The sequence below is a fragment of the Mesorhizobium sp. M0060 genome (genome assembly GCF_040323155.1).
Classification (GTDB): Bacteria; Pseudomonadota; Alphaproteobacteria; order Rhizobiales; family Rhizobiaceae; genus Mesorhizobium.
This window is the reverse complement of sequence record NZ_JAMYUP010000035.1, coordinates 18,998-43,788: the sequence shown is the minus strand read 5'-3', so window position 1 is coordinate 43,788 and position 24,791 is coordinate 18,998. Positions and strand designations below refer to the sequence as shown.

Here is a 24,791-nt window from a genome sequence, read left to right as displayed (position 1 = left end):
AGGTGCGGCGCGTAACGCGCTTTACGACTTTGCAAAGCAGGTTGGCATATTAGAGGATGCGACCTCTGCGATGCAGTGGATTGCTACCTGCAAAGCGGGCACCGCAAAAGTCTAAATCCTATTCGCCGATGCGACTGGGGCGAGGCGCGAGTAACATTCGGTTTAGCATTCGGCCTGTCGCCGCAGACTGGCTGTCAAGGAGGGAAGGGGGAGGGGAGATGGCCGGCTCGAGCAGATTCGAAAGGCCAGTCATTGTGCAGGTCGGCCGCCATGGCTCAGAGCGTATCGTGCTCGACGTCAATGACGCCGCCGCTATCTTGCTGCGGGATATTGGTCGTCAGACCGAGAAGAGTAGGATAGCAATGGACGTGTGTCTGCAGGTGCTGCGTGGGAAGGCTCGGTCGCCAGCTGCTCGAGGCGCTTTCGTCGTGGCCGCACTCGAAGCAAAGATACTGCGCGGCGATTAAACCGAGCTCTGGCACGGGTCATCTCTTCGGCCTCTCGCTGCCTGGTACAGCCGTCGGATATGACCCATCAGAGCGCGGCAAGGGAGTTTGAAGCGCGTCGTCGCCGTGCTCGCGAGCGACCCGCAAGCCCAAGCGATAGGCCAACTGGCCAACTGCGCTGCGCCCTCGGCTCGCGTTGCCGCCTATCCTGTTTGCGGATTGAGACGCATACTCCTGGAGCGCCGGACAGCAGACTTTCTATTCGTTGGAGGCTGAGCGGGAGCCGGCGCAGCGCTGCGGCCCGATCCGGCGTGGAGAGCGCGGGCGGGGCTTGGCTTCTCAACGAAAGCACCGGCCCAAACTAAACTCATCACATACCGTCGCTATGTTATGGCAGCTGCACTATATCCCGCTTTCGCCGGCAAGGGGCTCGGAACGAAACTCCGGAGTAGCCGGGAACGGTCGAATCCGGCGCAAAGGTGTGGACGGAATCAGGCCGGCGTCACCACGGCTTCCTCAATGACGCCGTGATGAACTTATCCTACGGCATAGTCAGGAGCTCCTCGTCAGCGCGATGATCACCGCTCGGCACCATTCCCAGAACGTTCAAAGCAAATGTAGCCCTGCAAGTCGCTCTTGAGCGATATGCCGGTCAGGGCGATTTGATAGCTGCTTCAGGCCATCGCTTCGCGATGCGGTTTTGTTTTGTGTTGCCAGCCCCCGCTCGCGGGGTGGGCGACGCTCCTTTCTAAGCCCGCTGCGGCGTGCCGCAATGCCTGCTTGGCTCACATTCTCCACTCCGTTGCGGCCCTCCGGGTGCGGCCCGCCTCGTTCAGCGGGCCAAGCCAGTCGCTTTCTGCCGCCCACCCAACTCACGGGGGAAGGCGCGGGAGATTAGCGACCGGAAACGAAGATCATGCGCAGACCGGCAAGCGTGGTGCCCGTGGCGAAGTGGGCGGGAACAAGAACGAGGCTCCAAGGGCGAGCCTTTATTGCGAGATCACCGACCGCATCATCGCAGATCTGGAGCGGGGCTCGCTGCCTTGGGTCAAACCCTTCGGGCAGCGCCAAATCAGCTCTTGGCTTGCCGAAGAATGCCGCCACCGGTCGCAACGTTCCGGCATCAACATCCTGATCCTGTGGGGCGCGCTGATCGAGCGCGGCCACCCCGGCCAGAACTGGCTCACCTTCCGGCAGGCGCTTTCGCTTACGGCAATGTCGAAAAGGCGAGCACGGCTCGACTATCGTTCATGCCGATCGCTTCATCCCGAAGAACGAGAAGGAACGCGCTAGAAAAGAAGACACCGAGCCGCAGGCGGTGCCCTTCCTCAAGCGTTTCACCGTCTTCAATGTCGCGCAGTGCGAGGGCCTGCCCGAGCAGTTTTTACACCCAGTCTGAGCCGCTGCCCAAACGCGAAATCATCCCGCAGGCCGAGGCGTTCATCGCTCCCAGCGGCGCAGAAATTCGCATCGGCGGCAATCGCGCCTTCTACACGCCGGGCGGCGACTTCATCCAACTGCCGCCGCAGCCCGTTTGTTTGCCGAGGCCTCGCGGACAAGCGACAGGCAAGGTACGCGTTCAACCCAAATCCCTCCCTGGCCGAGCAGTTCGCCATACTGGCGGCATGACAGCGGCCGGTCTCGACCACCTTCATGACGCAGAAAAACTTTGCAACACAACCCATCCGCCGCCGCCAGCACCTGCTTGCGTGTCGCTTCGGAGGGTCGGCCGGTTCCCGAAAGCACGTAAGATGCCGTTGCGACCGACGCCTGCCACCGCCGCGACTTCCTTGATTCCGGACCGTTTCAGGGAATGTGCCGCCGGCCGGTAACGTCAAGCGGCAACGAGCCGCATGATCGTATCGATATTGAACTGGATGCGCTGCTCCAGGGCGTCCTTGGCCATCAGGTCCCGCTCGTAGATGATCGAACCGGTGAAGCGGTTTGTCAGGTAGTAGTAGCCGACGGCCGCGATGGTGATGTTGAGCTGCACGGGATCGATGCCGTCGCGGAGGACGCCCGCCTTCACCCCGCGCTCAAGGATGCTCGAGACCAAGTTCACGAGCTTCCTGCTGGAGACCTTGACGATCTCCGACTTTTTCAGGTGCTTGGCTCGATGGAGATTTTCGCTGTTGACGAGCGTCAGAAATTCCGGGTTCTTCAGGTAGTATTCCCAGGTGAAGCGCACCAGTTTTTCGAGCGCTGCCTTCGGGTCAAGATCTTCCAGGTGCAGCTTCTGCTCGGCGTTGCGAATATCGAGATAGGCCTCTTCGAGAATGGTCTGGAACAGGCCCTCCTTGCTCTCGAAATAGTGGTAGATCATGCGCTTGTTGGCCTTCGCCTTCTCTGCGATGTCGTCGACGCGCGCCCCACCCAAGCCTTTCTTTGCAAATTCTTTTTTTGCCGCCTCGAGGATGCGCGCTTTGGTGGCTTCCGCGTCGCGGATGCGCGGTTTTCGTCCCGGTTTTTCGTTTCGTTCGCCCGTCATGTTTTGCGCCTGCCCTCTGCCGCGGTCGGGATTTCTTCCCTGCAACTCATACACGCGCGTCGCCGTCCGTCACAGCCGTTCGACGCGATTGCTTGTCTTGTCTTGATCATACTGAAACCGCTTGACTTGGGCAAACTAAAAGAAGTAACTGGTTAGTGCGTTAAATGGCGTAGGTCACGCCGGAGCGCCTCGCCCGAAGGCAAGGCTCTCCTGTCGACAGCAGCGCCAGTCGTGACGCGCGAAGCGTTTCAATCGAGGATTGGGAGGAACCAATGTCGACCTTTATCAAGGATTTCATCGAGCGCGAGACGATCAGCCGTCGCAATTTCCTGTTCGCCGCGGCGGCAGGTATGGGTGCGGCTGCCGTTCCGGGGCCTTGGGGCGGTGGTGTGGCCCGCGCCGCTCTGACGGACCCGGCGATTGCCTGGAGCTACCGCGACCGCGCGTCGGCATACTGGAACTCTGTCGTCTCCGGCGGCGAGGCCTTCGTGGAATCGCTCGGCAAGCCGAAAAGTGCACTCATCAGCCTTATCAACGAGGGCTCGACGGAAAAGTCGCTCGCTGACATCAAGGCCTTCCTTGCCAAGAACAATGGCAATTGCGCCATTGCCTGCGATGCCAATGACAGCCCGAACGCCCGTCCGGTCGTCGAGGCCGTTCAAGCTGCCGGCGCCTATGTGTCGACGATCTGGAACAAGACCGACGACCTGCACCCCTGGGACTTCGGCGACAACTATGTCTCGCACATGACCTGGTCGGACGAAAAGCCGGCGGAAGAAACCGCCCGCATTCTCTTCAAAGCCATGGGCGGTGAGGGTGGCGTGGTCCATCTCGGCGGCATCGCAGCCAACAATCCGGCCGTCGAGCGCCTCAACGGCCTCAAGAACGCACTGAAGGACTTCCCGAAGGTCGAGCTGCTCGATGCCGAGCCGGCCGACTGGGACACCCAGAAGGGCGCGGCACTGATGGCCTCGTTCCTGACGCGCTACGGTGACAAGATCAAGGGCGTGCATTGCGCCAATGACAACATAGCCTACGGCGTCATCGAGGCGCTGCGTGCCGAGGGCATCGAGAACATGCCGATCGTCGCCTATGACGGCAATCCGGAAGCCGTGCAGATGGTCATGGATGGTCAGCTACTCGCCACCGTCTTCACCAATCCGCATTGGGGCGGCGGCATCAGCGCTGCACTCGCCTACCATGCCGCCATCGGCACCTTCAAACCTTCCGAGGAGCCGAAGGAGCATCGTGAATTCTATGGGCCGACGGTCCTCGTTACGGCGAAGGACGCGGCCGAATTCAAGGCGAAGTACCTCGATTCCGTGCCGACCTACGACTGGAAGGACTTCTGGGGCCCGTCCAACGGCCAGATCCAGTATAAGTCCTGATGATGGGTACGGCGGCAGCCCTACGCGCTGCCGCCACGTCTCCTACGAAATTCATTAGAGGGGTGTCTGACGTGACACGTCGCCTTTCGCGCGAAACCTTGATCAAGTGGGCGCCGTTACTGGTGCTGATCGCGCTGCTGATCTTTTTCACCGCACTCAACCCGACCTTCTTTTCCTTGCGGAACTTTGCCCGTATCGCGATCGCGGCGGCCCCGGCGCTCATGGTCGCCGTCGGCATCACCTTCATCATCGTCATGGGTTCGATCGACCTTTCCATGGAGGGAACGGTCTCGCTCACGGCGGTCTCCTTCGCCTTCATCTTCGCCCAGCTTGGCGGCACGCTCGCCGGCTTCGGCTGGATAGCCATTCCGCTTGTGCTCGTGCTCGGCGGCATGCTCGGGCTCTTGAACGGGCTGGTGCATGTGAAACTGAAGATCCCGTCCTTCATGGCAAGCCTCGCCATGGGCTTTGTCGGCACCGGTGCCGCGATCCTGCTGACCGGCGGTGATATCGTGAAGGTCAGCGATGCCACCTTCCGCGGCCTGCTCACGGTGCGCTGGCTCGGCTTCCCGCTGATGGTCTATGTCGCGGCCCTCTTCCTGTTCGTCGGCAGGTTCATCCAAACCCACACGACGCTCGGCCGCAATTTCTACGCTGTCGGCGGCGGCGAGGACCTCGCTCACGCCTCGGGCCTCAACGTCACCCGCGTCCGCGTCACCGGCTTTGCGCTCGCCGGCGTCTTCTACGCCATCGCCGCGATCCTCGTCGTCGCCCGCATCGGGCAGGCGGAATCTGTGACGGGCGCAAACTTCATGTTCGTCTCCATCACCTCTGTGGTGGTCGGCGGCGTTGCGCTCTGGGGCGGCATCGGCGGCGTGTGGAACGCGCTTGTCGGCGTGCTTATCGTCAACGTCATCGACAATGGCATGGTCGTCATCGGTCTGCCCGATTTCCTTCAGGACGGAGTGCTGGGCCTCCTCGTCATTCTTGCGGTGGTGCTTTCCACCGACCGCAAGATGGTTTCCTTCGTTAAGTGAGGAGCGCCATGTACGAGCTGAAAGCCGTCGACAAGAAATTCCCCGGCGTCCACGCGCTGAAGTCTATCAATTTCCACATCAAGCGCGGTGAGATCGTCGGTCTCGTCGGTGAGAACGGCGCCGGCAAATCCACGCTGATGAAGGTCATCTACGGCGCCTACCAGCCGGATGGCGGCCAGGTCCTCATCAACGGCGCGTCCGTCCGCTTCGCCAATCCGCGCCAGGCGATGGAAAAGGGCATCGGGATGGTGTTCCAGGAACAGTCCCTGATCCCGAACCTCTCTGTCATGGAGAACATCTTTCTCGGCTACGAGCGCCAGTTCGTCCGCTTCGGCGTGGTCGACTGGAAGGCGATGGCGAGCGCGGCCAAGGCGCAGCTCGCTAAGGTGAAGCTCGACATCGACCCGGTGACGGTGACCTCGAAGCTCTCCTTCGCCCAGCGCCAGCTTGTCGAACTCGCCAAGGTTCTGACACTGGAGGAGCGGGTGAAGGGCGACCTCGTCATCCTGCTCGACGAGCCGACCTCGGTTCTATCGAAGGAAGAGGTCGAGCTGCTCTTTAAGCTTGTGCGGGAGCTGACGACGCGCGCCTCCTTCATCTTCGTTTCGCATCGCATGGACGAGGTGATGGAGCTCTCCGACCGCATCTATGTCATGAAGGACGGCGAGGTGGTCGACGTGGTGGAGCGGGGCGGCGCGACGACGGAGGCCATCCAGCACAAGATGGTCGGCCGCAACGTCGACAAGCAATATTACCGAGAACACCTGCAGAAGCCGTTCGATGGCTCGAAGGTGCTGGTCGAGATGGCGGGCGTCGGACTGCCGGGCAGCATCCAGGATATCTCCTTCAAAGTGCATGCCGGTGAAGTCCTGTGTCTCGTCGGCACGGAAGGTTCCGGGCGCGAGGCGATCCTGCGCACGATCTACGGCATGCTGACGCCGGCGACCGGCCATCTCAAGATCAAGGGCGCTGACGCCAATCGCTATTCGCCGCGCCAGTCGGTCGCCCATGGCGTCGGCTATGTGCCCCGCGAACGCAAGATCGAAGGCATCGTCGCAGGCATGAACGTCTACGAGAACATGACGCTTTCGCAGATGCGAAACCATTCGAGCGGTGGGGTCTTGCGCGTTAGCGAGGAGCGGGCGCTGGCCCGCGACTGGATCAAGAAACTGTCGATCAAGGCACATTCGGAATTGGCTGATTGCGGCAATCTCTCGGGCGGCAATCAGCAAAAAGTCGTGCTCGCCAAATGGCGCTCGGGCGGCTCCGATATCATGCTGCTAGACCACCCGACCCGCGGTCTCGACATCGGGGCCAAGGAAGATGTCTACGATATGATCCGTGCCATAAGCGCCGCGGGCGTCGGCATCGTGCTGGTCGCTGATACGCTCGAAGAGGCGATCGGGCTGTCGCACACCATCATCGTCGTAAAGGACGGGCGAATCCAAAAGCAATTCGCCTGTAAGCCGGGCGCCAAGCCCACGCCCTTCGACCTGCTGCACTATATGATGTGAGGGAAGAGATGGATATTCAGCGCCTCAAACCGCACCTGCCCTGGATTACGCTGGTCATGCTGGTGGCGATCGTCGGCGTCAACGATCCCGGCTTCCTGCGCCCTTCGAACCTGCTCGGCATCGCCGGGGATATCGTGCCGCTCTTCATCATGGCGCTCGGGCTCACCTTTGCTATCTATATCGGCGGCATCGATCTTTCGGCCCAGTCCATGGCGAACATGGTGACGGTCGTCGCCTCGGTATATCTCGCCTCCATGGGGGGGTGGGTCGCCGTGCTGTGCGTGCTTGCCGGCTTCCTGCTCGGCATGCTCTCCGGTTATGTGACGACGCGGCTTTTCGTGCCGTCCTTTATCTCCACGCTCGCTGTCGGCGGTGTCGCCTTTTCTATTGCGCAATGGCTCTCCGGGCAGCGCGCACTCAACATGGATGCCACACAGCGCAACGAGACCTTCGGCTGGATGATCAGCCGTACCTGGGGCGTGCCGCATGAGCTGCTGATTGCCGCGGCGCTCGTCGCGATCTGCCTCTTCATCGAGCGACGCACGACGCTTGGCCGTGCCCTGAAGGCCGTCGGTGCCGGCGAACTCGCGGCCGCGGCCTCAGGCCTTAATGTCGCCCGCTACAAGATTCTTGCTTTCGCGATCTCGGGCGCACTCGCCGCCATTGCCGGCCTCCTCTTTGCGGTAAAGCTTTCGGGCGGTGCGCCGACGATCGCCAACGGCTTCCTGCTGCCGGCCATCGTTGCGGTGCTCGTCGGTGGTACGCCGCTGACAGGTGGCGTCGGCGGTGTCGTCAACACCGTGGTCGGTACGCTCATTGTTGCCGTCATCCGCGCCTCGATGCTCTATTTCGAGATCGACGCGACGCGCCAGCAGATGGTTTTCGGCGTCGTGCTGATCGTCGCCATCGCGCTGACCATCGACCGCGCAAAGCTGCGCACCGTGAAGTGAGGATCTGGCCATGAGCACCATGCGCGCCGCTGTCCTCACTGCGCCGAAGCGCTTCGAACTCCGCGACGTTCCGGTGCCGTCCGTCGGGCCGGATGATGTACTGGTGCGGGTAACGCGCACAGGCATTTGCGGCACGGATATCCATATCTTCAACGGCCACTACGCCGCTGACCAGTTGCCGCTGATCCCCGGCCATGAGTTCTGCGGCACGATTGCTGAGATGGGCACCAATGTGCGCCATCTGGCGCCTGGTACGCGCGTGGTCGTCGACATTAATATCGGCTGCGGCACATGCTTCTGGTGCCGGCGTAATGAGGTGTTGAACTGCGCCGAGGTCACCCAGGTCGGCATCGGCAGGGATGGGGCTTTCGCCGAATTCGTCGCCGTGCCCGCGCGCCTCGCGATCCCCGTTGAGGCTAACATCGCTGACGAAGTTCTCGTCCTCACCGAGCCGGTCGCCTGCGTCGTCCGCGCCGCGCGCAAGGCGAGGGCGACCTTCGGCCAGTCGGTCGTAATCTTCGGCGCAGGGCCGATCGGCAACCTGCATGTCCAGATGATGCGGCTCGTCGGCGCGGCCCCCATTATCGTCGCCGATCTGTCCGCCGAGCGCTCCCGGATGGCTCTCGAAGCCGGCGCGGATGCGGCGGTGTCCGATCCGGCCGAGCTCAAGAAAACCGTGCTGCGGATGACCGGCGGACGCGGCGCGGATCTGGTGGTCGAAAGCGTCGGCAACAGAAAGCTCTATGAACAGGCTTTCGACCTGACGCGCCGCGGCGGGCACATCGCCTTCTTCGGCATCACGTCGCGGGGCGAGACGGTCCCCCTCGATATCCTCCGCACGGTTCTGGAGGAGACGAGCCTCAAGGGCTCCGTCGCGGGCATGGGGGAGGATATGCATGACGCATTGACCCTTCTATCGCATGGCCGGTTCCGCACGGATGATTTCACGAAGGCGAGCTACTCTCTGGAGAATATCCAGGCGGCTTTCGACACCCTCGGGGAACGGCCGCACGACCTGAAGACGCAAATCGCCATTGCGGCGTAAGACCTATCGAAGTGGAGGTATCCCGTGGACCAGAAAAACCCGATCCTTTCTGCCCCGGCCGCAGCGCGCACCTTCGGCTTTTTCCTCGATGGCGAGTGGAAAGACGGCGCGCAATACTTCGAACGCACGTCGCCCGGCCACGGCACGCCTGTCACGCGCACGGTTCGTTGCACGGTCGATGATCTGAACGCCGCCGTCGCCGCGGCACGCCGCGCCTTCGAAGATCGCCGCTGGGCTGGCCTTTCGGGTGCGGCCCGCGGAAGCGTCCTGTTGCGCGTTGCTGAAATCTTGCGCCGCCGTCGCGACGAAATCGCCTATTGGGAGGCGCTGGAAAACGGCAAGCCGATCTCCCAAGCGCGAGGTGAAATCGATCACTGCATCGCCTGCTTCCAAACGGGCGCCGGTGCGGCGCGCATGCTGCACGGAGACAGCTTCAACTCGCTCGGCGACGATCTCTTCGGCATGGTGCTGCGCGAGCCGATCGGCGTCGTCGGCCTCATCACGCCCTGGAACTTCCCGTTCCTGATCCTCTGCGAGCGCGTGCCCTTCATCCTCGCCTCTGGCTGCACGATGATCGTGAAGCCGTCGGAAGTGACCGCTGCAACGACGCTGCTGCTCGCCGAAGTGCTGGCGGAAGCGGGCCTTCCGGCCGGTGTCTACAACGTCATCACCGGTGCCGGCCGCAGGATTGGCCAGGCGCTGTCCGAGCATCCTGACGTCGACATGCTGTCCTTCACCGGCTCGACAGCCGTCGGCCGCTCCTGCGTCCACGCGGCAGCCGACAGCAACTTCAAGAAGCTCGGCCTGGAGCTTGGCGGCAAGAACCCCATCATCGTCTTCGCCGATGCCGATCTGGAAGACGCCGCCGACGGCGCGGCCTTCGGCATCAGCTTTAACACCGGGCAATGCTGCGTCTCCTCCTCGCGCCTGATCGTCGAGCGCTCCATCGCCGCCGAATTCGAAAAGCTGCTCGTCGAAAAAATGAAGAAGATCCGCGTCGGCGATCCGCTGGACGAGGCGACTCAGGTCGGGGCCATTACGACAGAGGCGCAGAACGCCACGATCCTCGACTACATCGCGAAGGGCAAGGCCGAGGGCGCAAAACTTCTCACCGGCGGCGGGCCGATCAATCTTGGTCGCGGCCAGTATATCGCGCCGACGCTGTTCTCCGGGGTTTCCCGGGACATGGCGATTGCCCGCGACGAGATTTTCGGCCCCGTTCTGTGCGCCATGCATTTCGATACCTTGGAAGAAGCCGTTCAGCTCGCCAATGACACCGTCTACGGACTAGCGGCGAGTGTCTGGACGAAGAATATCGACAAGGCACTGATGGTGAGCCGCCGGGTTCGCGCCGGGCGCTTCTGGGTCAACACGATCATGGCCGGCGGTCCCGAAATGCCGCTCGGCGGCTTCAAGCAGTCCGGCTGGGGCCGCGAGGCGGGGATGTATGGGGTAGAGGAATATACGCAGGTGAAGTCCGTTCATGTCGAGATCGGCAAGCGCACGCATTGGATCGCATGATGGCCGCTGGCTATGACTATGTGATCGTCGGCGGCGGTACCTCCGGGTGCGTGCTGGCGGCGCGGCTTTCGGAAAACCCGTCCGCGCGAGTGTGCCTCATCGAGGCGGGCGGGCGCGATACCAATCCGCTCATCCACATGCCCGTTGGCTTCGCTAAGATGACGACGGGGCCGCTCACCTGGGGCCTGAAGACCGCGCCCCAGAAGCACGCCAACAACCGTGAGATCCTTTACGCGCAGGCCAAGGTGCTCGGGGGCGGGTCGTCGATCAATGCCGAGGTTTTCACGCGTGGTGTGCCCGCCGATTATGACCGCTGGGTCGAGGAAGGCGCGGAAGGGTGGGGCTTCAAAGACATCCAGAAATATTTCCTGCGATCGGAGGGCAATTCGATCCTCTCCGGTGCCTGGCATGGAACGGATGGCCCGCTCGGCGTCTCCAACATCCCCGAGCCGCAACGCATGACGCGCGCCTTCGTGCAGAGCTGCCAGGAGTTCGGCATTCCCTACAATCCGGATTTCAATGGCCCGGTGCAGGAGGGGGCGGGCGTCTACCAGACGACGACGCGCGACAACCGGCGCTGCTCGGCGGCCGTCGGCTATCTGCGTCCGGCCCTGAAGCGTCCGAACCTGACGGTCGTCACCGGTGCGCTTGTCCTGCGCATCGTCTTCGAAGGACTCCGTGCGGTGGGCGTCGAGTACGAGGCCGGCGGCAACCGCACGACGGCGCGGGCGGAAAGCGAGGTGATTCTTACCTCTGGCGCCATCGGCACGCCGAAGCTGATGATGCTCTCCGGCGTCGGGCCGGCCGATGCGCTCAACAGCCACGGCATCGAGGTGGTGCAGGACATGGCCGGCGTAGGGCAGAACCTCCAGGACCATTTTGGCGTCGACATCGTCGCGGAACTGAAGAACCACGATAGCCTCGACAAATACAACAAGTTGCACTGGTCGATCTGGGCAGGCATTCAGTACACGCTCTTCAAGTCCGGCCCCATCACCTCCAACCTCGTGGAGGGTGGGGCGTTCTGGTATGGCGACAAGGCGAGCCGCATCACCTCCAACGTCGTGCAGGGTGGGGCGTTCTGGTATGGCGACGAGGCGAGCCCGACCCCGGACCTGCAGTTCCACTTCCTTGCGGGCGCGGGGGCGGAGGCAGGCGTACCGAGCGTGCCGAAGGGCGCGTCCGGCATCACGCTCAACTCCTATACGCTTCGGCCGAAGTCGCGCGGAACCGTGACCTTGCGCTCGGCCGATCCGCGCGCCTTGCCCGTTATCGATCCGAACTTCCTCGGCGACCCCGACGATGTGAGGATTTCCGCTGAAGGCGTGAAGATCAGTCAGGAAATCTTTGGCCAGCCTTCCCTGCAGAAATGCATCAAAACGTTGCATTTTCCCGATAGAAACGTGCGCACGCAGGAAGACTATGTCGCCTATGCACGCCAATACGGGCGTACCTCCTATCACCCCACCTGCACCTGCAAGATGGGGCGGGACGAGATGTCTGTGGTCGACCCGCAACTGCGCGTCCACGGCCTCGATGGCATCCGCATCTGCGACAGTTCCATCATGCCGAGCCTCGTCGGTTCCAATACCAATGCGGTGACGATCATGATCGGCGAAAAGGCATCGGACATGATCCGCGGCAATGCCTGATCGATCGAGGCTTCTCAAGCAGAAGGGCGGCCTTGCGGCCGCCCTTCTGCGTCAGTCCCATTGGGGGACCCAGGGCAGTTGCCCCGGCTTGACAATGCGGTAACCGGTCGCGTTCAGGGCGTCGATCCTGTCCATGTCGATGGACGACAGCGTGAAATCCATGATGTCGAAATTCCGCCGGATGTTTTCCGGCTTCGTTGACATCGTGTTGAGCGGCACACCCTTCTGGAGAGTCCAGCGCAGCACGACCTGTGCAGCAGATTTTCCGTAAGTTTTGCCGATCTCGGCGAAAAGACCGTGCTTGAACACTTCGCCGCGGGCGATGGACGCGTAGGAGGAAAGCGGGATGCCCGTCTCCGATGCGGCGGCGAGGAGCTTCTGCTGGTTGACCAGCGGGTGAAACTCCACTTGGTTGGTGACGAGCGGTCCTTCGACCACGGCGCGCGCCACATGCATCATGCGTACGGTATAGTTCGAGACGCCGATGGCATCCGTAAGACCCCTGTCCCGGGCGGATTGCAGGAGGCGCAGGGATGGCGCGACGTCACCGTCTGCCGGCGGCCAGTGCAGGAGAAGCGCATCGACGCGATCGATCTGCAATGCCTTCAGGCTGGCCTCGACCGAGGGCAGGAATTTTTCTTCTGAATAGTTGTCCGGATGCACCTTCGTGGTAATGCAGAGCTCTTCCCGCGCGACGCCGCAGACTGCGAGTGCCGCACCCGTATCGGCCTCGTTGCCGTACATTTGCGCCGTATCGAACGCTCGGTAACCGGCGCCGATGGCGGCATCGATCGCGTGTCTGAGGTCGTCTCCCTTCAGCGGAAAGGTGCCGAAGCCGCGCTGAAAGTTCTTCTGGAAATAGATGTTCATGCCTCCTCCTTGGCTGTCTGGGAGCATCGATGGCGCCATGCGCGTCGACGCGAAAATCCTGCTTGCCCGATTGCCCAGGCCGTGTTTAATCTATAACTAGTTAGTTACTTAATGCGGAACGGAGGTGAAGTCGATGAAGAAGGTGAAGACGGCGGAGGAGGCGGCCCAACTCGTCAGGGATGGTGCGGTCGTCGCAGTCAACTCTTCGTCGGGCCTGTGTTGCCCTGACGCCGTTCTCAAGGCGCTAGGCGAACGCTTTGATCGCGAAGGCCATCCGCGCGGCCTCACCTCCATTCACCCGATCGCGGCCGGCGATTTCTTTGGCACCCGCGGCGTCGACCACATCGCCAAGCCGGGCATGCTGAAGAAGATCATCGGCGGCTCCTATCCCTCGGGGCCAAGCAATGCCGAGCCGCCGCTGGTCTGGCAGATGATCCTGAATGAGGAGCTCGCAGCCTGGAACGTGCCCTCCGGCATCGTCTTCGACATGCTCCGGGAGGGCGCCGCCAAGCGTCCCGGCGTGCTCACCAAAGTCGGCATGGAGACCTTCGTCGATCCCGATCAGGAAGGCTGCGCGATGAATGCGAGTGCGCGCGCCGAGCCGATCGTTCAGCGGGTTTCGTTCGCGGGAGAGGACTGGCTGCATTTCCCGGCGCTTCGCCCCGATGTTGCGATCATCCGCGCGACGACCTCCGACGAGAAGGGCAACCTGACCTTCGAACAGGAGGGCGCGACGCTAGGCGCTATGGAAATGGCGCTGGCGGCCCGCAATTCCGGCGGTCTGGTCATAGCGCAGGTCAAGCGGGTGGCGGCCAGCGGCACCCTGCGGCCCCATGACGTGCGCGTCCCCGGCATCCTCGTCGACGTCATCGTCGAGGCGCCCGATCAATTGCAGACGACGGCGACGCCCTATGACCCGGCGATTTCCGGCGAACTCTTCCGGCCACTCGAAACCTTCCGCCTGCCGGCCCTCGATGTTGGCAAGGTCATCGCCCGCCGCGTGGCGCGGGAACTGCAGGATGGCTGGGCCGTCAATATCGGCTTCGGCATCTCGGCCAACGTGCCGCGCATCCTCATCGAGGAAGGGCATCACGGCAAAATCACCTGGCTAATCGAGCAGGGCGCCGTCGGCGGCATCCCGCTTCTTGATTTCAAATTCGGCTGCGCTTCCAATGCCGAGGCCTTCGTCGCATCGCCGCACCAGTTCTGTTATTTCCAGGCTGGCGGCTTCGACTGCTCGCTCCTGTCCTTCCTGGAAATCGACGCCGAGGGCTCGGTCAATGTCAGCCGCCTGGCGGCAACGCCACACCGCACCGCTGGCGCCGGCGGTTTTGTCGACATCACGTCGCGTGCAAAAAAAATCGTCTTCTCCGGCAACTTCAATGCAGGCGCCAAGATGCACATCGAGGACGGCCGGTTGGTGATCGACATGGAGGGCCGCATCGCCAAGTTCGTGCCAAAAGTTGATCAGGTCAGTTTTTCCGGAAAACGTGCGCGCGCGCAGGGCCAGGACATCACCTATATCACGGAACGCTGCGTGATCCGCCTGGAGCAGGACGGACTGGTCGTCACCGAGATCGCCCCCGGGCTTCATCTCCAGCGCGATGTCCTCGACCGGGCGGCGACGCCGCTGCGTGTCTCCGAGACGCTCAAGACTATGGACGATGCGCTTTTCCGGCCGGAAGCCATGGGGCTCGCGCTGTGAGCGACCCGCGGATCGACCTCGTCATCGAGGGCCGCATCGCCCGGTTGACACTCCGCCGTCCGGAAAAGCTGAACGCGATCGACAGCGAGATGATCCACGCTCTTTTGCAGACTTGCCGCACTATCGAGGGCTCGGATGCGCGCGTGGCCATCCTGTCGGGCGAGGGGGCGCGGTCCTTCTGCGCGGGCGGCGACATCGAGGCGTGGAGCAGCCTTGATGCGGATGTTTTCTCGCGGCGCTGGCTCCGCGATGGGCATGATGCCTTCGATGCACTGGCACGTCTCACCGTGCCGCTGATCGCCGTTCTGAACGGACATGCGCTCGGCGGCGGGCTCGAGCTTGCGGCCTGCGCCGACCTTCGCATTGCCGAGGCGCATGTGAAGATCGGCCAGCCGGAGGCCGGCCTCGGGATTATTCCCGGCTGGTCCGGCACGCAGCGGGCCTCGCGCCGCTTCGGCACGCAGCTTGTCCGCAGCATGGCGTTTTTTGGCGAAGTCTACTCTGCTAAGCAGGCTTTCGCGCTCGGGCTCGTCGATCAGGTCGTGGCGACGGGCGAGGGTGGCGCCGCCGCAGAGGACGCCGCAGCCCGCGTGCTGAAGCGATCTCCGCGAGCAACGGAGCTGACGAAGATGCTGATCAACGCGGCCGAAGGCGAGGAAAGCGAGCGGGTCGTTGAGGCGCTGGCCGGCGCCGTGGCGGCAAAGTCCGACGATCTGGCCGAGGGGCTTGCCGCATACCGGCAGAGGCGACCGGCCCGTTTCGGCAAATAGCGCCCGATTGCCCGAAATCCTGAACTATGGCGGTCTAATGAAGCCCGAAGACAAAGACTTTCTCTCAGAGCTCTTTCGTGCCGCGGTTGAGGCTGCCGATCCGGAAAAGGTCTTGAGCGCATATCTGCCGGCGCTTCCCAAGGGAAGAACGGTCGTTATCGGCGCGGGCAAGGGCGCCGCGCAGCTTGCCGCGGCTTTCGAAAGGCTGTGGCAAGGCCCGCTGGAAGGCGTTGTGGTGACACGTTACGGCTACGCCGCGCCCTGCCGGAAGATCCGTGTGCTCGAAGCGGCCCATCCCGTTCCGGATGCTGCGGGACTTGAAGCCTCTCAAGCGCTTTTCGATGCTGTAAAAGGGCTGGCCGAGGATGATCTCGTGGTTGCTCTGATGTGTGGCGGCGGCTCGGCGCTTCTGCCTGCCCCGCCCGGGCCTCTGACGCTGGAGGATGAGGCGGCCCTGAACAGCGCGCTTCTTGCAAGCGGCGCGCCGATTTCCGTCATGAACGCCATCCGCAAACAGGTCTCCGGCATCAAGGGCGGACGGCTTGCCGCCGTCTGCCATCCCGCGAAGGTCGTGACGCTCGTCGTCTCTGATGTGCCGGGCGACGACCCGGCACAGGTCGCCAGTGGGCCGACCGTGCCGGACGGGAGCAATCGAGAAGAGGCGCGCGCGCTCGTCAAGACATGGGGCATCAAGCTGCCGGATCGGATCGAGTCCTGGCTTGGTGGAGATGAGGGGCAGTCGCCGTCGCCGGATGACCCGGTCTTTGCCGGTCATGACGTCCACGTCATCGCTTCCGCGCGTCTCTCCCTGGAGGCTGCGGCACGACGGGCGGAAGCGCTTGGCGTGCCCGCCGTCATCCTGTCGGATAGCATCGAGGGCGAGGCGCGCGACGTCGCGCGTGTTCACGCCGCCATCGCCCGCGAGGTCGCCAGCCGTGACCGCCCGTTCGTGCGCCCGGTCGCCATTCTCTCCGGCGGCGAAACGACCGTGACGATCAAGCGAGGTGGCAAGGGCGGGCGCAATACGGAGTTTTTGCTGTCGCTCGCGCTCGCTGGCGAAGGGGTTCCCTTCGCGGCACTTGCTGCCGATACGGATGGCATCGATGGCTCAGAGAACAATGCGGGTGCCTTTGCCGATGGCGCAAGCACGCAGCGGTTGCGGGAGCAAGGGGCCGATCCGGCCGTCTTGCTTGCCGGCAATGACGCCTGGACGGCTTTCCACCGTCTCGGCGACCTGTTCGTGCCCGGCCCGACGGGAACCAATATCAATGACTTCAGGGCAATCCTGATCCGTTAGAGGTTGCCCGCGCCGCTTGTTGCAGCGCGGGCTGATGCGAGCTCAGCCCGGAACGGGTGCGTCCTCGCGCAATAGGCCCTGCCTCTTGAGATCCGCCCAGAACTCTGCCGGGATCGGATGGGAGAACCAGGCAAGGTTCTGGTCAAGCTGTTCGACCGTGCGCGTCCCCGCCATGAAAGAGGGTACGGCAGGATGGGCGAGCACGAATTGCAGTGCGGCGGCGGCCAGCGGCACGCCATGCGCCGCACAGACCACCTCGATCTTCGCGACCTTTTCCAGGATGTCGCGCGGCGCCGGCGCGTAATTGTACTTCGCCCCTTCCTTCGCGCCGGTGGCAAGGATTCCCGAATTGAAGCCGCCGCCCACGACGACCGCCGCGCCACGTGCCTCGCACAGCGGAAGGAACGCGTCGAGCGCGTCCTGTTCGAGGAGGGTGTAGCGGCCGGCCAGCAGGAAGCAGTCGAAATCGTGACGGCGGAGGGCCTCATGGCAGACCTGCCATTCGTTGACGCCGACGCCGATCGCCTTCACGACCTTTTCCGAGCGCAGCCGCTCCAGCGCGCGCCAGGCGCCGTCCATCGCCTGCTCGAACACTTCCGGCTGCTCGCTCCCGCGTGTGAAAACGTCGATGTCATGGATGAAACACATGTCCATCCGCTCCAACCCCAGCCGCTGCAGGCTGTCCTCGAAGGCGCGCATCGTGCCGTCGTAACTGTAGTCGAAATGCATGGTGAAGGGCGCAGCATTCGTCCACGGCGCAAAATCGATGGTGTCGCGCCGTGCCGGTCGCAGCAGGCGCCCGACCTTGGAGGAGAGGACGAGATCGTCTCGCTCCTTCCAGCGCAGGGCGTGGCTCGTGCGCAGTTCGGCAAGCCCGTGGCCATACATCGGCGCGGTGTCGAAGAACCGTACGCCGGCGGCCCATGCGCGTTCGAACATAGCCCCGGATGTGGCTTCGTCGATCTCGCGGAAAATGTTGCCGAGGGGCGCGGTCCCAAAGCCGAACGTCGTGACGTCAAGTTCTGTTCGGCCGAATTTCCTCTTTTCGCCAGGGTGCATGGTTCTCCTCCATAAGTAACCAGATGGTGAATAAATAAGCACGGACCAAACCCCTGTGCAAGCAGCTTCCTTCCCGGTCGCAGATTTTTCCGCCTTGACGTCTTGCGGCCGGAGAATGTATATAACCGGATAGTTACTAGGCGAGAGGCGAGGGCCATGTATCTCACTGAAACGCAGGAGCAGGTGCGAGAGATGGCGCGCGCCTTTGCCGACGAAATGATCCGGCCCGTGGCCGAGGAACTGGACCGCGAGGAACGCTTCCCGGCGGCTCTTTACGACGAAATGGCAAAGCTCGGCCTATTCGGCATAGGCGTGCCGGAAGCCCTCGGCGGGCCGGGCTTCGACACGCTGACCTATGCCCTTGTGATGGAGGAGTTGAGCCGCGGATATGCTTCCGTCGCGGACCAGTGCGGCCTGGTCGAACTGATTTCAAGCCTGTTGGTGCGCCACGGTACTGAAAGCCAGCAGGCCCTGCTGCCGGAAATACTCGGCATGCGCTCGAAGGTCGCCTACTGCATCACCGAGCCGGAGGCGGGCACTGATGTTTCGGGCATCCGCACGACGGCCGAGCGCGACGGCGACGGCTGGCGTTTGAACGGCGGCAAGATCTGGATCCACAATGCGCCGGTGGCCGACTACGGTTTCGTGCTGGCGCGAACCGACAAGCAAGCCGGCAATCGCGGCATGTCGATCTTCATCGTCGACCTGCATGCGGCCGGCGTCGAGAAGGGGCCGAAGGAGCACAAGATGGGCCAGCGCGCCAGCCAGGTCGGCGCGCTGAACTTCACCGATGTGCGCCTTCGGGCAGATGCCCTGCTCGGCACCGAGGGGCGCGGTTTCCACATGATGATGTCGGTCCTCGACAAGGGGCGCGTCGGCATTGCGTCACTCGCCGTCGGTATCGCACAGGCCGGCCTGGAGGCCGCCCTCGACTATGCCGGGATGCGCAAACAGTTCGGCAAGGCGATCGCCGACTTCCAGGGCGTGCAATGGCTTCTGGCCGACATGGCGAAGGACATCGAGGCCGCACGCCTGCTCGTCCATTCTGCCGCTTCGAAAATCGACAGCGGCGCGGATGCGACCAAAGCCTGCTCCATCGCCAAGTGCTTTGCCGGCGACATGGCTGTACAGCGTACCGCCGATGCCGTGCAGGTCTTTGGCGGCTCCGGCTATATCCGCGGCTTCGAGGTGGAGCGGCTCTACCGCGATGCAAAGATCACGCAGATCTATGAAGGCACGAACCAGATCCAGCGCATGATCATCGCGCGCGAACTCCTGAAGAAAGGCGCTAGGGCATGAGCGCCGCGTCTGCCCGGCCGGTCGCGCTCGTCACCGGCTCCTCGCGCGGCATCGGCCTTGCCGTTGCTGAAGCTCTGGCGAAGGAAGGATTTGCGGTCGCCGTCAACGGGCCGGCTGAGGACGCCGAACTTGCCGCCGCGGTCGAGCGCGCCGCCGCCCATGGCGTCCCCGTCGTCGCCGCCGCGTTCGATGTCGCTGCGATCGGCGGTCACGGTGCGGCGATCGATGCGGTCGAGGAAAAGCTCGGGCCGCTTACCACGCTCGTCAACAATGCCGGTGTCGGCGTGCTCAAGCGCGGAGACATGATGGAGGTCTCCGAGGAGAGCTGGGACCGGTGCTTTGCCGTCAACACGAAGGCTATGTTCTTCCTGAGCCAGGCCTTCGCGCGTCGTCTGCTTGCACGCGCGCGGCCGCCACTCTTCCATTCGATCGTCAATGTCACGTCTTCGAATGCGGTCGCGGTGGCGGAGCAGCGCTCGGAATACTGCGCCTCGAAGGCCGCCGCCGCCATGATCTCCAAGACTCTCGCCGTCCGTCTCGGGCGCGAGAACATTGCCGTCTATGACGTCCAGCCGGGCCTGATTGCCACCGAGATGACCGCGCAGGTTATCGAGGCCTATCGCGAACGGGCCGCGCAGGGCCTCACGCTTTTCCCGCGTGTCGGCGAGCCGGAGGAGGTCGGTGCGCTGATTGCCTCGCTTGCGACAGGCCGGCTTCCCTACACAACCGGACTGTCGATCCCAGCCGATGCCGGCATGCTCGTCCCGCGCTTCTGAGGGTTTTCATGAAAATCGCCCTTCCCGATACCGCTGGCCGCCTTGCGGACTATGCCCTGACCGGAAAGCCAATCGCCGCCGCCACGCGTGGCATGAACCCGGCGCGAACAGTCTACTCGGCCGCCCACGTCGTCGCCGATCCCTTCACTGCGAACGATCCGTCGGGTCGCGCCAAGGTCGACTGGGCCAAGACGATGGAGTTTCGCCGTCATCTCGCCGGCCTCGGCCTCGGCATTGCCGAGGCGATGGATACGGCGCAGCGCGGCATGGGTCTCGACTGGCCGGGCGCACTGGAGCTGATCCGCCGCACCCGCGAGGAACTGCCGGATGCGGTGGTCGCCAATGGCTGCGGCACGGATCATCTCGACCCCGCGGCAGTGGCGAGTCTGGACGATGTGCGCCGGGCCTATCTGGAACAGGCGGAAGCCATTCAGAAGCTCGGCGGCCGCCTCATCCTCATGGCCTCCCGTGCTCTGGTGCGCGTCGCAAAAAACCCGGAAGACTACGTCAGGATGTATTCCGATGTGCTCGCCGCCTGCGACGAGCCGGTGATCCTGCACTGGCTCGGCGATATGTTCGATCCGCAGCTCGCCGGTTATTGGGGCGACGCGGCGTTTGAACCCGCCATGCAGACGGCGCTCGCCGTCATCGAAGCGAACACGGCCAAGGTTGACGGCATCAAGATCTCACTTCTCGACAAGGAAAAGGAGGTCGTCATGCGCCGTCGTCTGCCCGCCGGCGTGAAAATGTATACGGGCGACGACTTCAACTATCCGGAACTCATCGAAGGTGACAGCGAGGGCTTTTCGCACGCCCTTCTCGGCATCTTCGACCCGCTCGCGCCGGCCGCCGCCTATGCGGTGGAGCGGCTGGGCGACGGCGACAAGGCGGGCTTCCGTGCAACGCTCGACCCGACCGTGCCGCTCGCTCGCCTGATCTTCCGCGCGCCCACCCAATACTACAAGACCGGCGTCGTCTTCCTCGCCTGGCTGAACGGCTTCCAGGATCACTTCGTGATGCTGAACGGCGCCCAGGCGATGCGGCCGCTGCCGTATTTCGTCGAGGTGTTCCGTCAGGCGGACCAGTGCGGCCTGCTGCGCGATCCCGACCGCGCCGTCGAGCGCATGAAGAAGTTGCTCGCTGTTTACGGGGCGTAGGCGATGCGCGATTTCTCGACGGACCATTTGGCGCTCGCGCTCAACACCGCCAGCCTCGGACACAACTTGAATGGCCACGGTGCAGGCTGGTCACCGGAGCGGGTGATCGATGCGTGTGCTGCCCGTGGTTTCGGCTCGATCGTCTTCTGGCGCCGCGAAGTCGGTGCGCGGGCGAACGAGATTGGCGAGCGGGTGCGCTCGGCAGGCCTTTCCGTCGCCGGGCTTTGCCGCACACCGTTCCTTGTCGGCACCGAAGCGATCGACAGGACAGCGGTTCTCGATGAGGCGAGGGCGTCCATCGATATGGCTGCCGGTCTGGGTGCCACTGTGCTGACGATTGTGGTGGGCGGCGTACATCCCGGCAGCAAGGGCACTGCCGAGAGCTTGAAGATTGTCGCTGAACGTGTTGCCGACCTCGCACTCTATGCGGCGGACCGCAATGTCAAGCTGGCGCTGGAACCTCTCAATCCCGTCTACGCCGGGAACCGCTCCTGCCTGACGACTGTGCGTGACGCTGTTGATATCTGCGGGGCGGTCGATGCGCCGAATCTGGGCGTTGCCGTCGATGTCTACCATGTCTGGTGGGACCGCGACCTTGACACCCAGTTGCGGCGCGCCGGCAAGGAGAGGATTTTCGGCTATCACCTTTGCGATTGGCTTGCCGACACGCGCGACGTGCTGCTGGACCGCGGCATGATGGGCGACGGTGTTGCCGATCTCAAGGCGATCCGCGCGAGTGTCGAAGGCACCGGCTACACCGGTCCCTGCGAGGTCGAGATTTTCTCCGCTAACAATTGGTGGAAGCGTGACCCCGGCGAGGTGCTTGACGTCATCGTCGAACGTTTCCGCGCCCTCTGCTGACGAATCTTGGAGGTTGAGCCATGAAGATCTTGGTCCCAGTTAAGCGCGTTGTTGATTACAACGTAAAGATCCGCGTGAAGGCGGATGGCTCCGGGGTCGAGCTTACGAATGTCAAGATGTCGATGAACCCGTTTGACGAGATTTCGATTGAGGAAGCGCTACGCCTCAAGGAAGCCGGCAAGGCTGATGAAGTGGTTGTGGTGTCGATCGGTCCTGCGAAAGCCGAAGAGACGCTGCGCACCGCGCTCGCGATGGGCGCCGATCGCGCCTTGCTGGTTGAGACGGACGACGCCGTCGAGCCGCTCGCCGTCGCCAAGATCCTCAAGGGTGTCACCGAGGCCGAACAGCCCGGCCTCGTCATCGTCGGCAAGCAGGCGATCGACGACGACAGCAGCCAGACCGGCCAGATGCTCTCGGCCCTTCTTGGTTGGGCGCAGGCGACGTTTGCTTCCAAGGTCGAGATCGGCGACGGCAAGGCGCCAGAGGGCACCGCCAGGGTGACGCGCGAAGTCGACGGTGGTCTCCAGACGATCGACGTGAAGCTTCCGGCCGTCGTTACGACCGACCTTCGCCTCAACGAGCCGCGTTATGCGTCGCTGCCGAACATCATGAAGGCCAAAAAGAAGCCGCTCGACAAGAAGACGCCGGTCGACTTCGGCGTCGACACCGCCCCGCGCCTCAAGGTGCTGAAAACCCAGGAACCGTTCGGCCGCAAGGCAGGCGTCAAGGTTAAGTCGGTCGCCGAACTGGTTGAAAAGCTCAAGACCGAAGCCGGCGTGCTCTAACGTCGGAAAGGGAGACTAAACCATGGCCATTCTTCTTCTGGCAGATCACGACAATGAAACCCTTTCCGACCAGACCGCAAAGGCGCTGACGGCCGCTTCGAAGATCGGTTCCGACGTGCATGTGCTCGTCGCCGGCTCCGGCGTCAAGGCTGCGGCCGATGCGGCTGCAAAACTCTCCGGCGTTTCCAAGGTGCTGCTTGCCGACGACGCCAGTCTTGCCAACAATCTCGCAGAACCGCTGGCGGCGCTCATCGTGTCGATCGCCGGCAATTACGATGCGGTCATCTCGGCCGCGACCTCGGTCGGCAAAAACATCCTGCCGCGCGTTGCCGCGCTGCTCGATGTCGCGCAGATCTCGGAAATCGTCGAGGTCGTCTCTGCCGACACATTCAAACGGCCGATCTATGCCGGCAATGCCATCCAGGTGGTGCAGTCGACTGACGCCAAGAAGGTGATCACCGTACGCACGGCGTCCTTTTCCCACGCCTCCCAAGGCCCATCTGCTGTCGTCGAGGAAATCTCGACGGCAGCCTTTTCTTCAGAGCTTTCGACCTTTGTGTCGAACGCACTTTCGACCTCGGACCGACCGGAGCTGACCTCGGCGAAGATCATCATCTCCGGCGGTCGGGCGCTCGGCTCGTCGGAGAAATTCAAAGAAGTCATCCTCCCCATTGCGGACAAGCTTGGCGCCGCCGTCGGTGCGTCGCGTGCGGCCGTCGATGCTGGCTATGCACCCAACGACTGGCAGGTCGGCCAGACCGGCAAGGTGGTCGCCCCGGACCTTTACATCGCCTGCGGCATCTCCGGGGCCATCCAGCATCTGGCCGGCATGAAGGATTCGAAGGTCATCGTCGCGATCAATAAGGACGAGGAGGCGCCTATTTTCCAAGTTGCCGACTACGGTCTCGTTGCGGATCTCTTCGAGGCCCTGCCGGAACTTGAAAAGGCGCTTTGAGGACTTAGCTGTTTCGATGACGATCGAACTCTCCGAACGCGAGAGCATGGAATTCGACGTCGTGATCGTCGGCGCGGGGCCTGCGGGCCGGCGGCGATCCGGTTGAAGCAGGTCAATCCTGATCTCACCGTCCTCATGCTGGAAAAGGGCTCCGGAAGTCGGCGCCCATATCCTGTCGGGCGCCGTTGTCGATCCCATCGGCATCGACCGCCTGCTGCCTGACTGGCGCGTGGACGATAGCCATCCGTTCAAGACCACGGTGACGGACGACCATTTCTTGCTGCTCGGCCCGGCCGGCTCGATCCACCTGCCGAACTTCGCCATGCCGCCCTTGATGAACAATCCTGGCAACTACATCGTATCGCTCGGCAATGTCTGTCGCTGACTGGCGACCAAGGCGGAAGAGCTCGGCGTCGAGATCTATCCCGGCTTTGCCGCAACCGAAGTGCTCTACAACGACGAGGGCGCGGTGATCGGTGTCGCCACCGGCGACCAGCACGGAAAGATGGTTAGTCCTCTGTTGCGATAGACCATCATCGGGTTACCTCCTTCCGAGAGTTCCCATTCTGTCAGCCTAAAATCCCCTTCGCTTTTCGAACGAAAAGCCAATCCAGAACCCCACAGCCATTCTCCGCCAATCACTGCCGGGACTGTGGTGGGCGATCAGGGAAAGAGTGAAGAGTCAGCGACGCCTTGAAGGGCGGTCCAACGCCAACGTGGACCAACGCGGCCAATTTTTTCTTCTTTGCACCAGATCCGCGCCCTCTGTCGGCTTTGTCGGGTCCGTGACACACAGTCTCTTTATCGGGTCCGTCACACACAGTCTTGTTTAGCCGATTTTTTGTTCCTTTGGCTAAATAGCTGTAAAGCAACCACAAAGTTTTTTCTTCGGCTCGATCAGCCAAATTGGCACGAGTTTTGTGTCTCTTCGTGAGGAGTGGCGGCAGCAACTGCCGACCAGCATTGATGGCGCGGTCAGCCGCGATGGATGAAACAAGAAGGAGATCTGCGTCAGATCGCATTCTGTGGGAAGGGCGCATCGCCAAGTCCACCAGAAAGCGACGCTCGCATTCCAGTCGACCTCGGCTAGAGGATCCTCGTTGTCCGCTGTGATTGGCCAAGACGTGGTTCGCTTCGGCCCTGATGGATGGCCCCCCTGTGCAATTCCTTGGCAACCGCGGTCGCCGGCGACCCCTCAGATTCATTCGGAGAGACG

The 24,791-nt window shown here is 62.9% G+C and carries 20 protein-coding genes and 3 pseudogenes; 20 read left to right on the top strand and 3 right to left on the bottom strand.

All coding sequences use genetic code 11. The features are described from left to right. Window positions 1-56: 56 nt before the first annotated feature. The 3 genes and pseudogenes from NKJ94_RS25855 to NKJ94_RS25845 form a co-directional block, all read left to right on the top strand. The gene (locus NKJ94_RS25855; RefSeq protein ID WP_352529051.1) at window positions 57-467 is read left to right on the top strand and encodes a DUF982 domain-containing protein; all 411 of its coding nucleotides are present in this window, start codon (window positions 57-59) and stop codon (window positions 465-467) included. A 795-nt stretch (window positions 468-1,262) separates the two neighbouring features. After that, a pseudogene (locus NKJ94_RS25850) lies at window positions 1,263-1,845 on the top strand (ArdC-like ssDNA-binding domain-containing protein). Next, window positions 1,796-1,927 (top strand): annotated as a pseudogene (locus NKJ94_RS25845) (hypothetical protein); the annotation flags it as partial. The pseudogenes NKJ94_RS25850 and NKJ94_RS25845, both read left to right, overlap by 50 nt. Before the next feature lie 353 nt (window positions 1,928-2,280). Here NKJ94_RS25845 and NKJ94_RS25840 read toward each other — a convergent pair. Next, complete coding sequence (locus NKJ94_RS25840) at window positions 2,281-2,934, bottom strand: TetR/AcrR family transcriptional regulator (RefSeq protein ID WP_352517369.1); 654 nt, start codon at window positions 2,932-2,934, stop codon at window positions 2,281-2,283. A gap of 272 nt (window positions 2,935-3,206) precedes the next feature. Between NKJ94_RS25840 and NKJ94_RS25835 the strand changes: the two genes are divergently transcribed. The 7 genes from NKJ94_RS25835 (at window position 3,207) to NKJ94_RS25805 (ending at window position 12,041) form a co-directional block, all read left to right on the top strand. After that, a complete protein-coding gene (locus tag NKJ94_RS25835) occupies window positions 3,207-4,322 on the top strand; it encodes a sugar ABC transporter substrate-binding protein (protein WP_352529049.1) in 1,116 nt (371 codons plus the stop codon). 71 nt (window positions 4,323-4,393) lie between these two features. Next, on the top strand, window positions 4,394-5,359 hold the full coding sequence (locus NKJ94_RS25830; protein ID WP_352529047.1) for an ABC transporter permease: 966 nt from the start codon (window positions 4,394-4,396) through the stop codon (window positions 5,357-5,359). A gap of 8 nt (window positions 5,360-5,367) precedes the next feature. After that, window positions 5,368-6,873, top strand: coding sequence for a sugar ABC transporter ATP-binding protein (locus NKJ94_RS25825; protein ID WP_352529045.1), 1,506 nt, complete (start codon window positions 5,368-5,370; stop codon window positions 6,871-6,873). Window positions 6,874-6,881: 8 nt separating this feature from the next. Beyond that, the gene (locus NKJ94_RS25820) at window positions 6,882-7,823 is read left to right on the top strand and encodes an ABC transporter permease (RefSeq protein ID WP_352529043.1); all 942 of its coding nucleotides are present in this window, start codon (window positions 6,882-6,884) and stop codon (window positions 7,821-7,823) included. 73 nt (window positions 7,824-7,896) lie between these two features. Next, entirely contained in the window at window positions 7,897-8,868 is a 972-nt protein-coding gene (locus NKJ94_RS25815) for a zinc-dependent alcohol dehydrogenase (protein WP_352529041.1), read from the top strand. 24 nt (window positions 8,869-8,892) lie between these two features. Continuing rightward, window positions 8,893-10,389 (top strand): aldehyde dehydrogenase family protein, encoded by a 1,497-nt coding sequence (locus tag NKJ94_RS25810; RefSeq protein ID WP_352529039.1) that lies wholly within the window; start codon window positions 8,893-8,895, stop codon window positions 10,387-10,389. Beyond that, window positions 10,389-12,041: a GMC family oxidoreductase gene (locus NKJ94_RS25805; RefSeq protein WP_352529075.1), complete on the top strand. Its 1,653-nt coding sequence runs from the start codon at window positions 10,389-10,391 to the stop codon at window positions 12,039-12,041. The genes NKJ94_RS25810 and NKJ94_RS25805 overlap by 1 nt, the downstream gene beginning before the upstream one ends. A gap of 51 nt (window positions 12,042-12,092) precedes the next feature. On the opposite strand, the gene NKJ94_RS25800 is transcribed toward NKJ94_RS25805, so the two are convergent. Continuing rightward, window positions 12,093-12,911 (bottom strand): aldo/keto reductase, encoded by an 819-nt coding sequence (locus tag NKJ94_RS25800; protein WP_352529037.1) that lies wholly within the window; start codon window positions 12,909-12,911, stop codon window positions 12,093-12,095. A gap of 133 nt (window positions 12,912-13,044) precedes the next feature. Between NKJ94_RS25800 and NKJ94_RS25795 the strand changes: the two genes are divergently transcribed. Genes NKJ94_RS25795 through NKJ94_RS25785 form a run of 3 tightly spaced genes read left to right on the top strand, consistent with a single transcriptional unit; the run spans window position 13,045 to window position 16,683 of the window. Beyond that, window positions 13,045-14,616, top strand: a complete 1,572-nt coding sequence (locus NKJ94_RS25795) for an acyl CoA:acetate/3-ketoacid CoA transferase (protein ID WP_352529035.1) — start codon at window positions 13,045-13,047, stop codon at window positions 14,614-14,616. Beyond that, the gene (locus NKJ94_RS25790) at window positions 14,613-15,386 is read left to right on the top strand and encodes an enoyl-CoA hydratase/isomerase family protein (RefSeq protein WP_352529033.1); all 774 of its coding nucleotides are present in this window, start codon (window positions 14,613-14,615) and stop codon (window positions 15,384-15,386) included. Before NKJ94_RS25795 ends, NKJ94_RS25790 begins: the two co-directional genes overlap by 4 nt. A gap of 37 nt (window positions 15,387-15,423) precedes the next feature. Beyond that, window positions 15,424-16,683, top strand: a complete 1,260-nt coding sequence (locus NKJ94_RS25785; RefSeq protein ID WP_352529031.1) for a glycerate kinase type-2 family protein — start codon at window positions 15,424-15,426, stop codon at window positions 16,681-16,683. A 42-nt stretch (window positions 16,684-16,725) separates the two neighbouring features. On the opposite strand, the gene NKJ94_RS25780 is transcribed toward NKJ94_RS25785, so the two are convergent. Beyond that, on the bottom strand, window positions 16,726-17,742 hold the full coding sequence (locus NKJ94_RS25780; RefSeq protein WP_352529029.1) for an aldo/keto reductase: 1,017 nt from the start codon (window positions 17,740-17,742) through the stop codon (window positions 16,726-16,728). A gap of 156 nt (window positions 17,743-17,898) precedes the next feature. Between NKJ94_RS25780 and NKJ94_RS25775 the strand changes: the two genes are divergently transcribed. The 7 genes and pseudogenes from NKJ94_RS25775 to NKJ94_RS25745 form a co-directional block, all read left to right on the top strand. Continuing rightward, window positions 17,899-19,041 carry an acyl-CoA dehydrogenase family protein gene (locus NKJ94_RS25775; RefSeq protein WP_352529027.1) on the top strand — a complete coding sequence of 381 codons (1,143 nt, stop codon included), beginning with the start codon at window positions 17,899-17,901 and terminating at the stop codon, window positions 19,039-19,041. Beyond that, the gene (locus NKJ94_RS25770; protein WP_352529025.1) at window positions 19,038-19,817 is read left to right on the top strand and encodes a 3-ketoacyl-ACP reductase; all 780 of its coding nucleotides are present in this window, start codon (window positions 19,038-19,040) and stop codon (window positions 19,815-19,817) included. The genes NKJ94_RS25775 and NKJ94_RS25770 overlap by 4 nt, the downstream gene beginning before the upstream one ends. A gap of 8 nt (window positions 19,818-19,825) precedes the next feature. Next, on the top strand, window positions 19,826-20,974 hold the full coding sequence (locus NKJ94_RS25765; RefSeq protein WP_352529023.1) for a dihydrodipicolinate synthase family protein: 1,149 nt from the start codon (window positions 19,826-19,828) through the stop codon (window positions 20,972-20,974). Between the two features lie 3 nt (window positions 20,975-20,977). Beyond that, window positions 20,978-21,835, top strand: a complete 858-nt coding sequence (locus NKJ94_RS25760; RefSeq protein ID WP_352529021.1) for a sugar phosphate isomerase/epimerase family protein — start codon at window positions 20,978-20,980, stop codon at window positions 21,833-21,835. A 20-nt stretch (window positions 21,836-21,855) separates the two neighbouring features. Further along, window positions 21,856-22,620 (top strand): electron transfer flavoprotein subunit beta/FixA family protein, encoded by a 765-nt coding sequence (locus NKJ94_RS25755; RefSeq protein WP_352529019.1) that lies wholly within the window; start codon window positions 21,856-21,858, stop codon window positions 22,618-22,620. 22 nt (window positions 22,621-22,642) lie between these two features. After that, complete coding sequence (locus tag NKJ94_RS25750) at window positions 22,643-23,575, top strand: electron transfer flavoprotein subunit alpha/FixB family protein (RefSeq protein ID WP_352529017.1); 933 nt, start codon at window positions 22,643-22,645, stop codon at window positions 23,573-23,575. A 16-nt stretch (window positions 23,576-23,591) separates the two neighbouring features. Further along, window positions 23,592-24,068 (top strand): annotated as a pseudogene (locus tag NKJ94_RS25745) (NAD(P)/FAD-dependent oxidoreductase); the annotation flags it as partial. Between the last annotated feature and the right edge of the window lie 723 nt (window positions 24,069-24,791).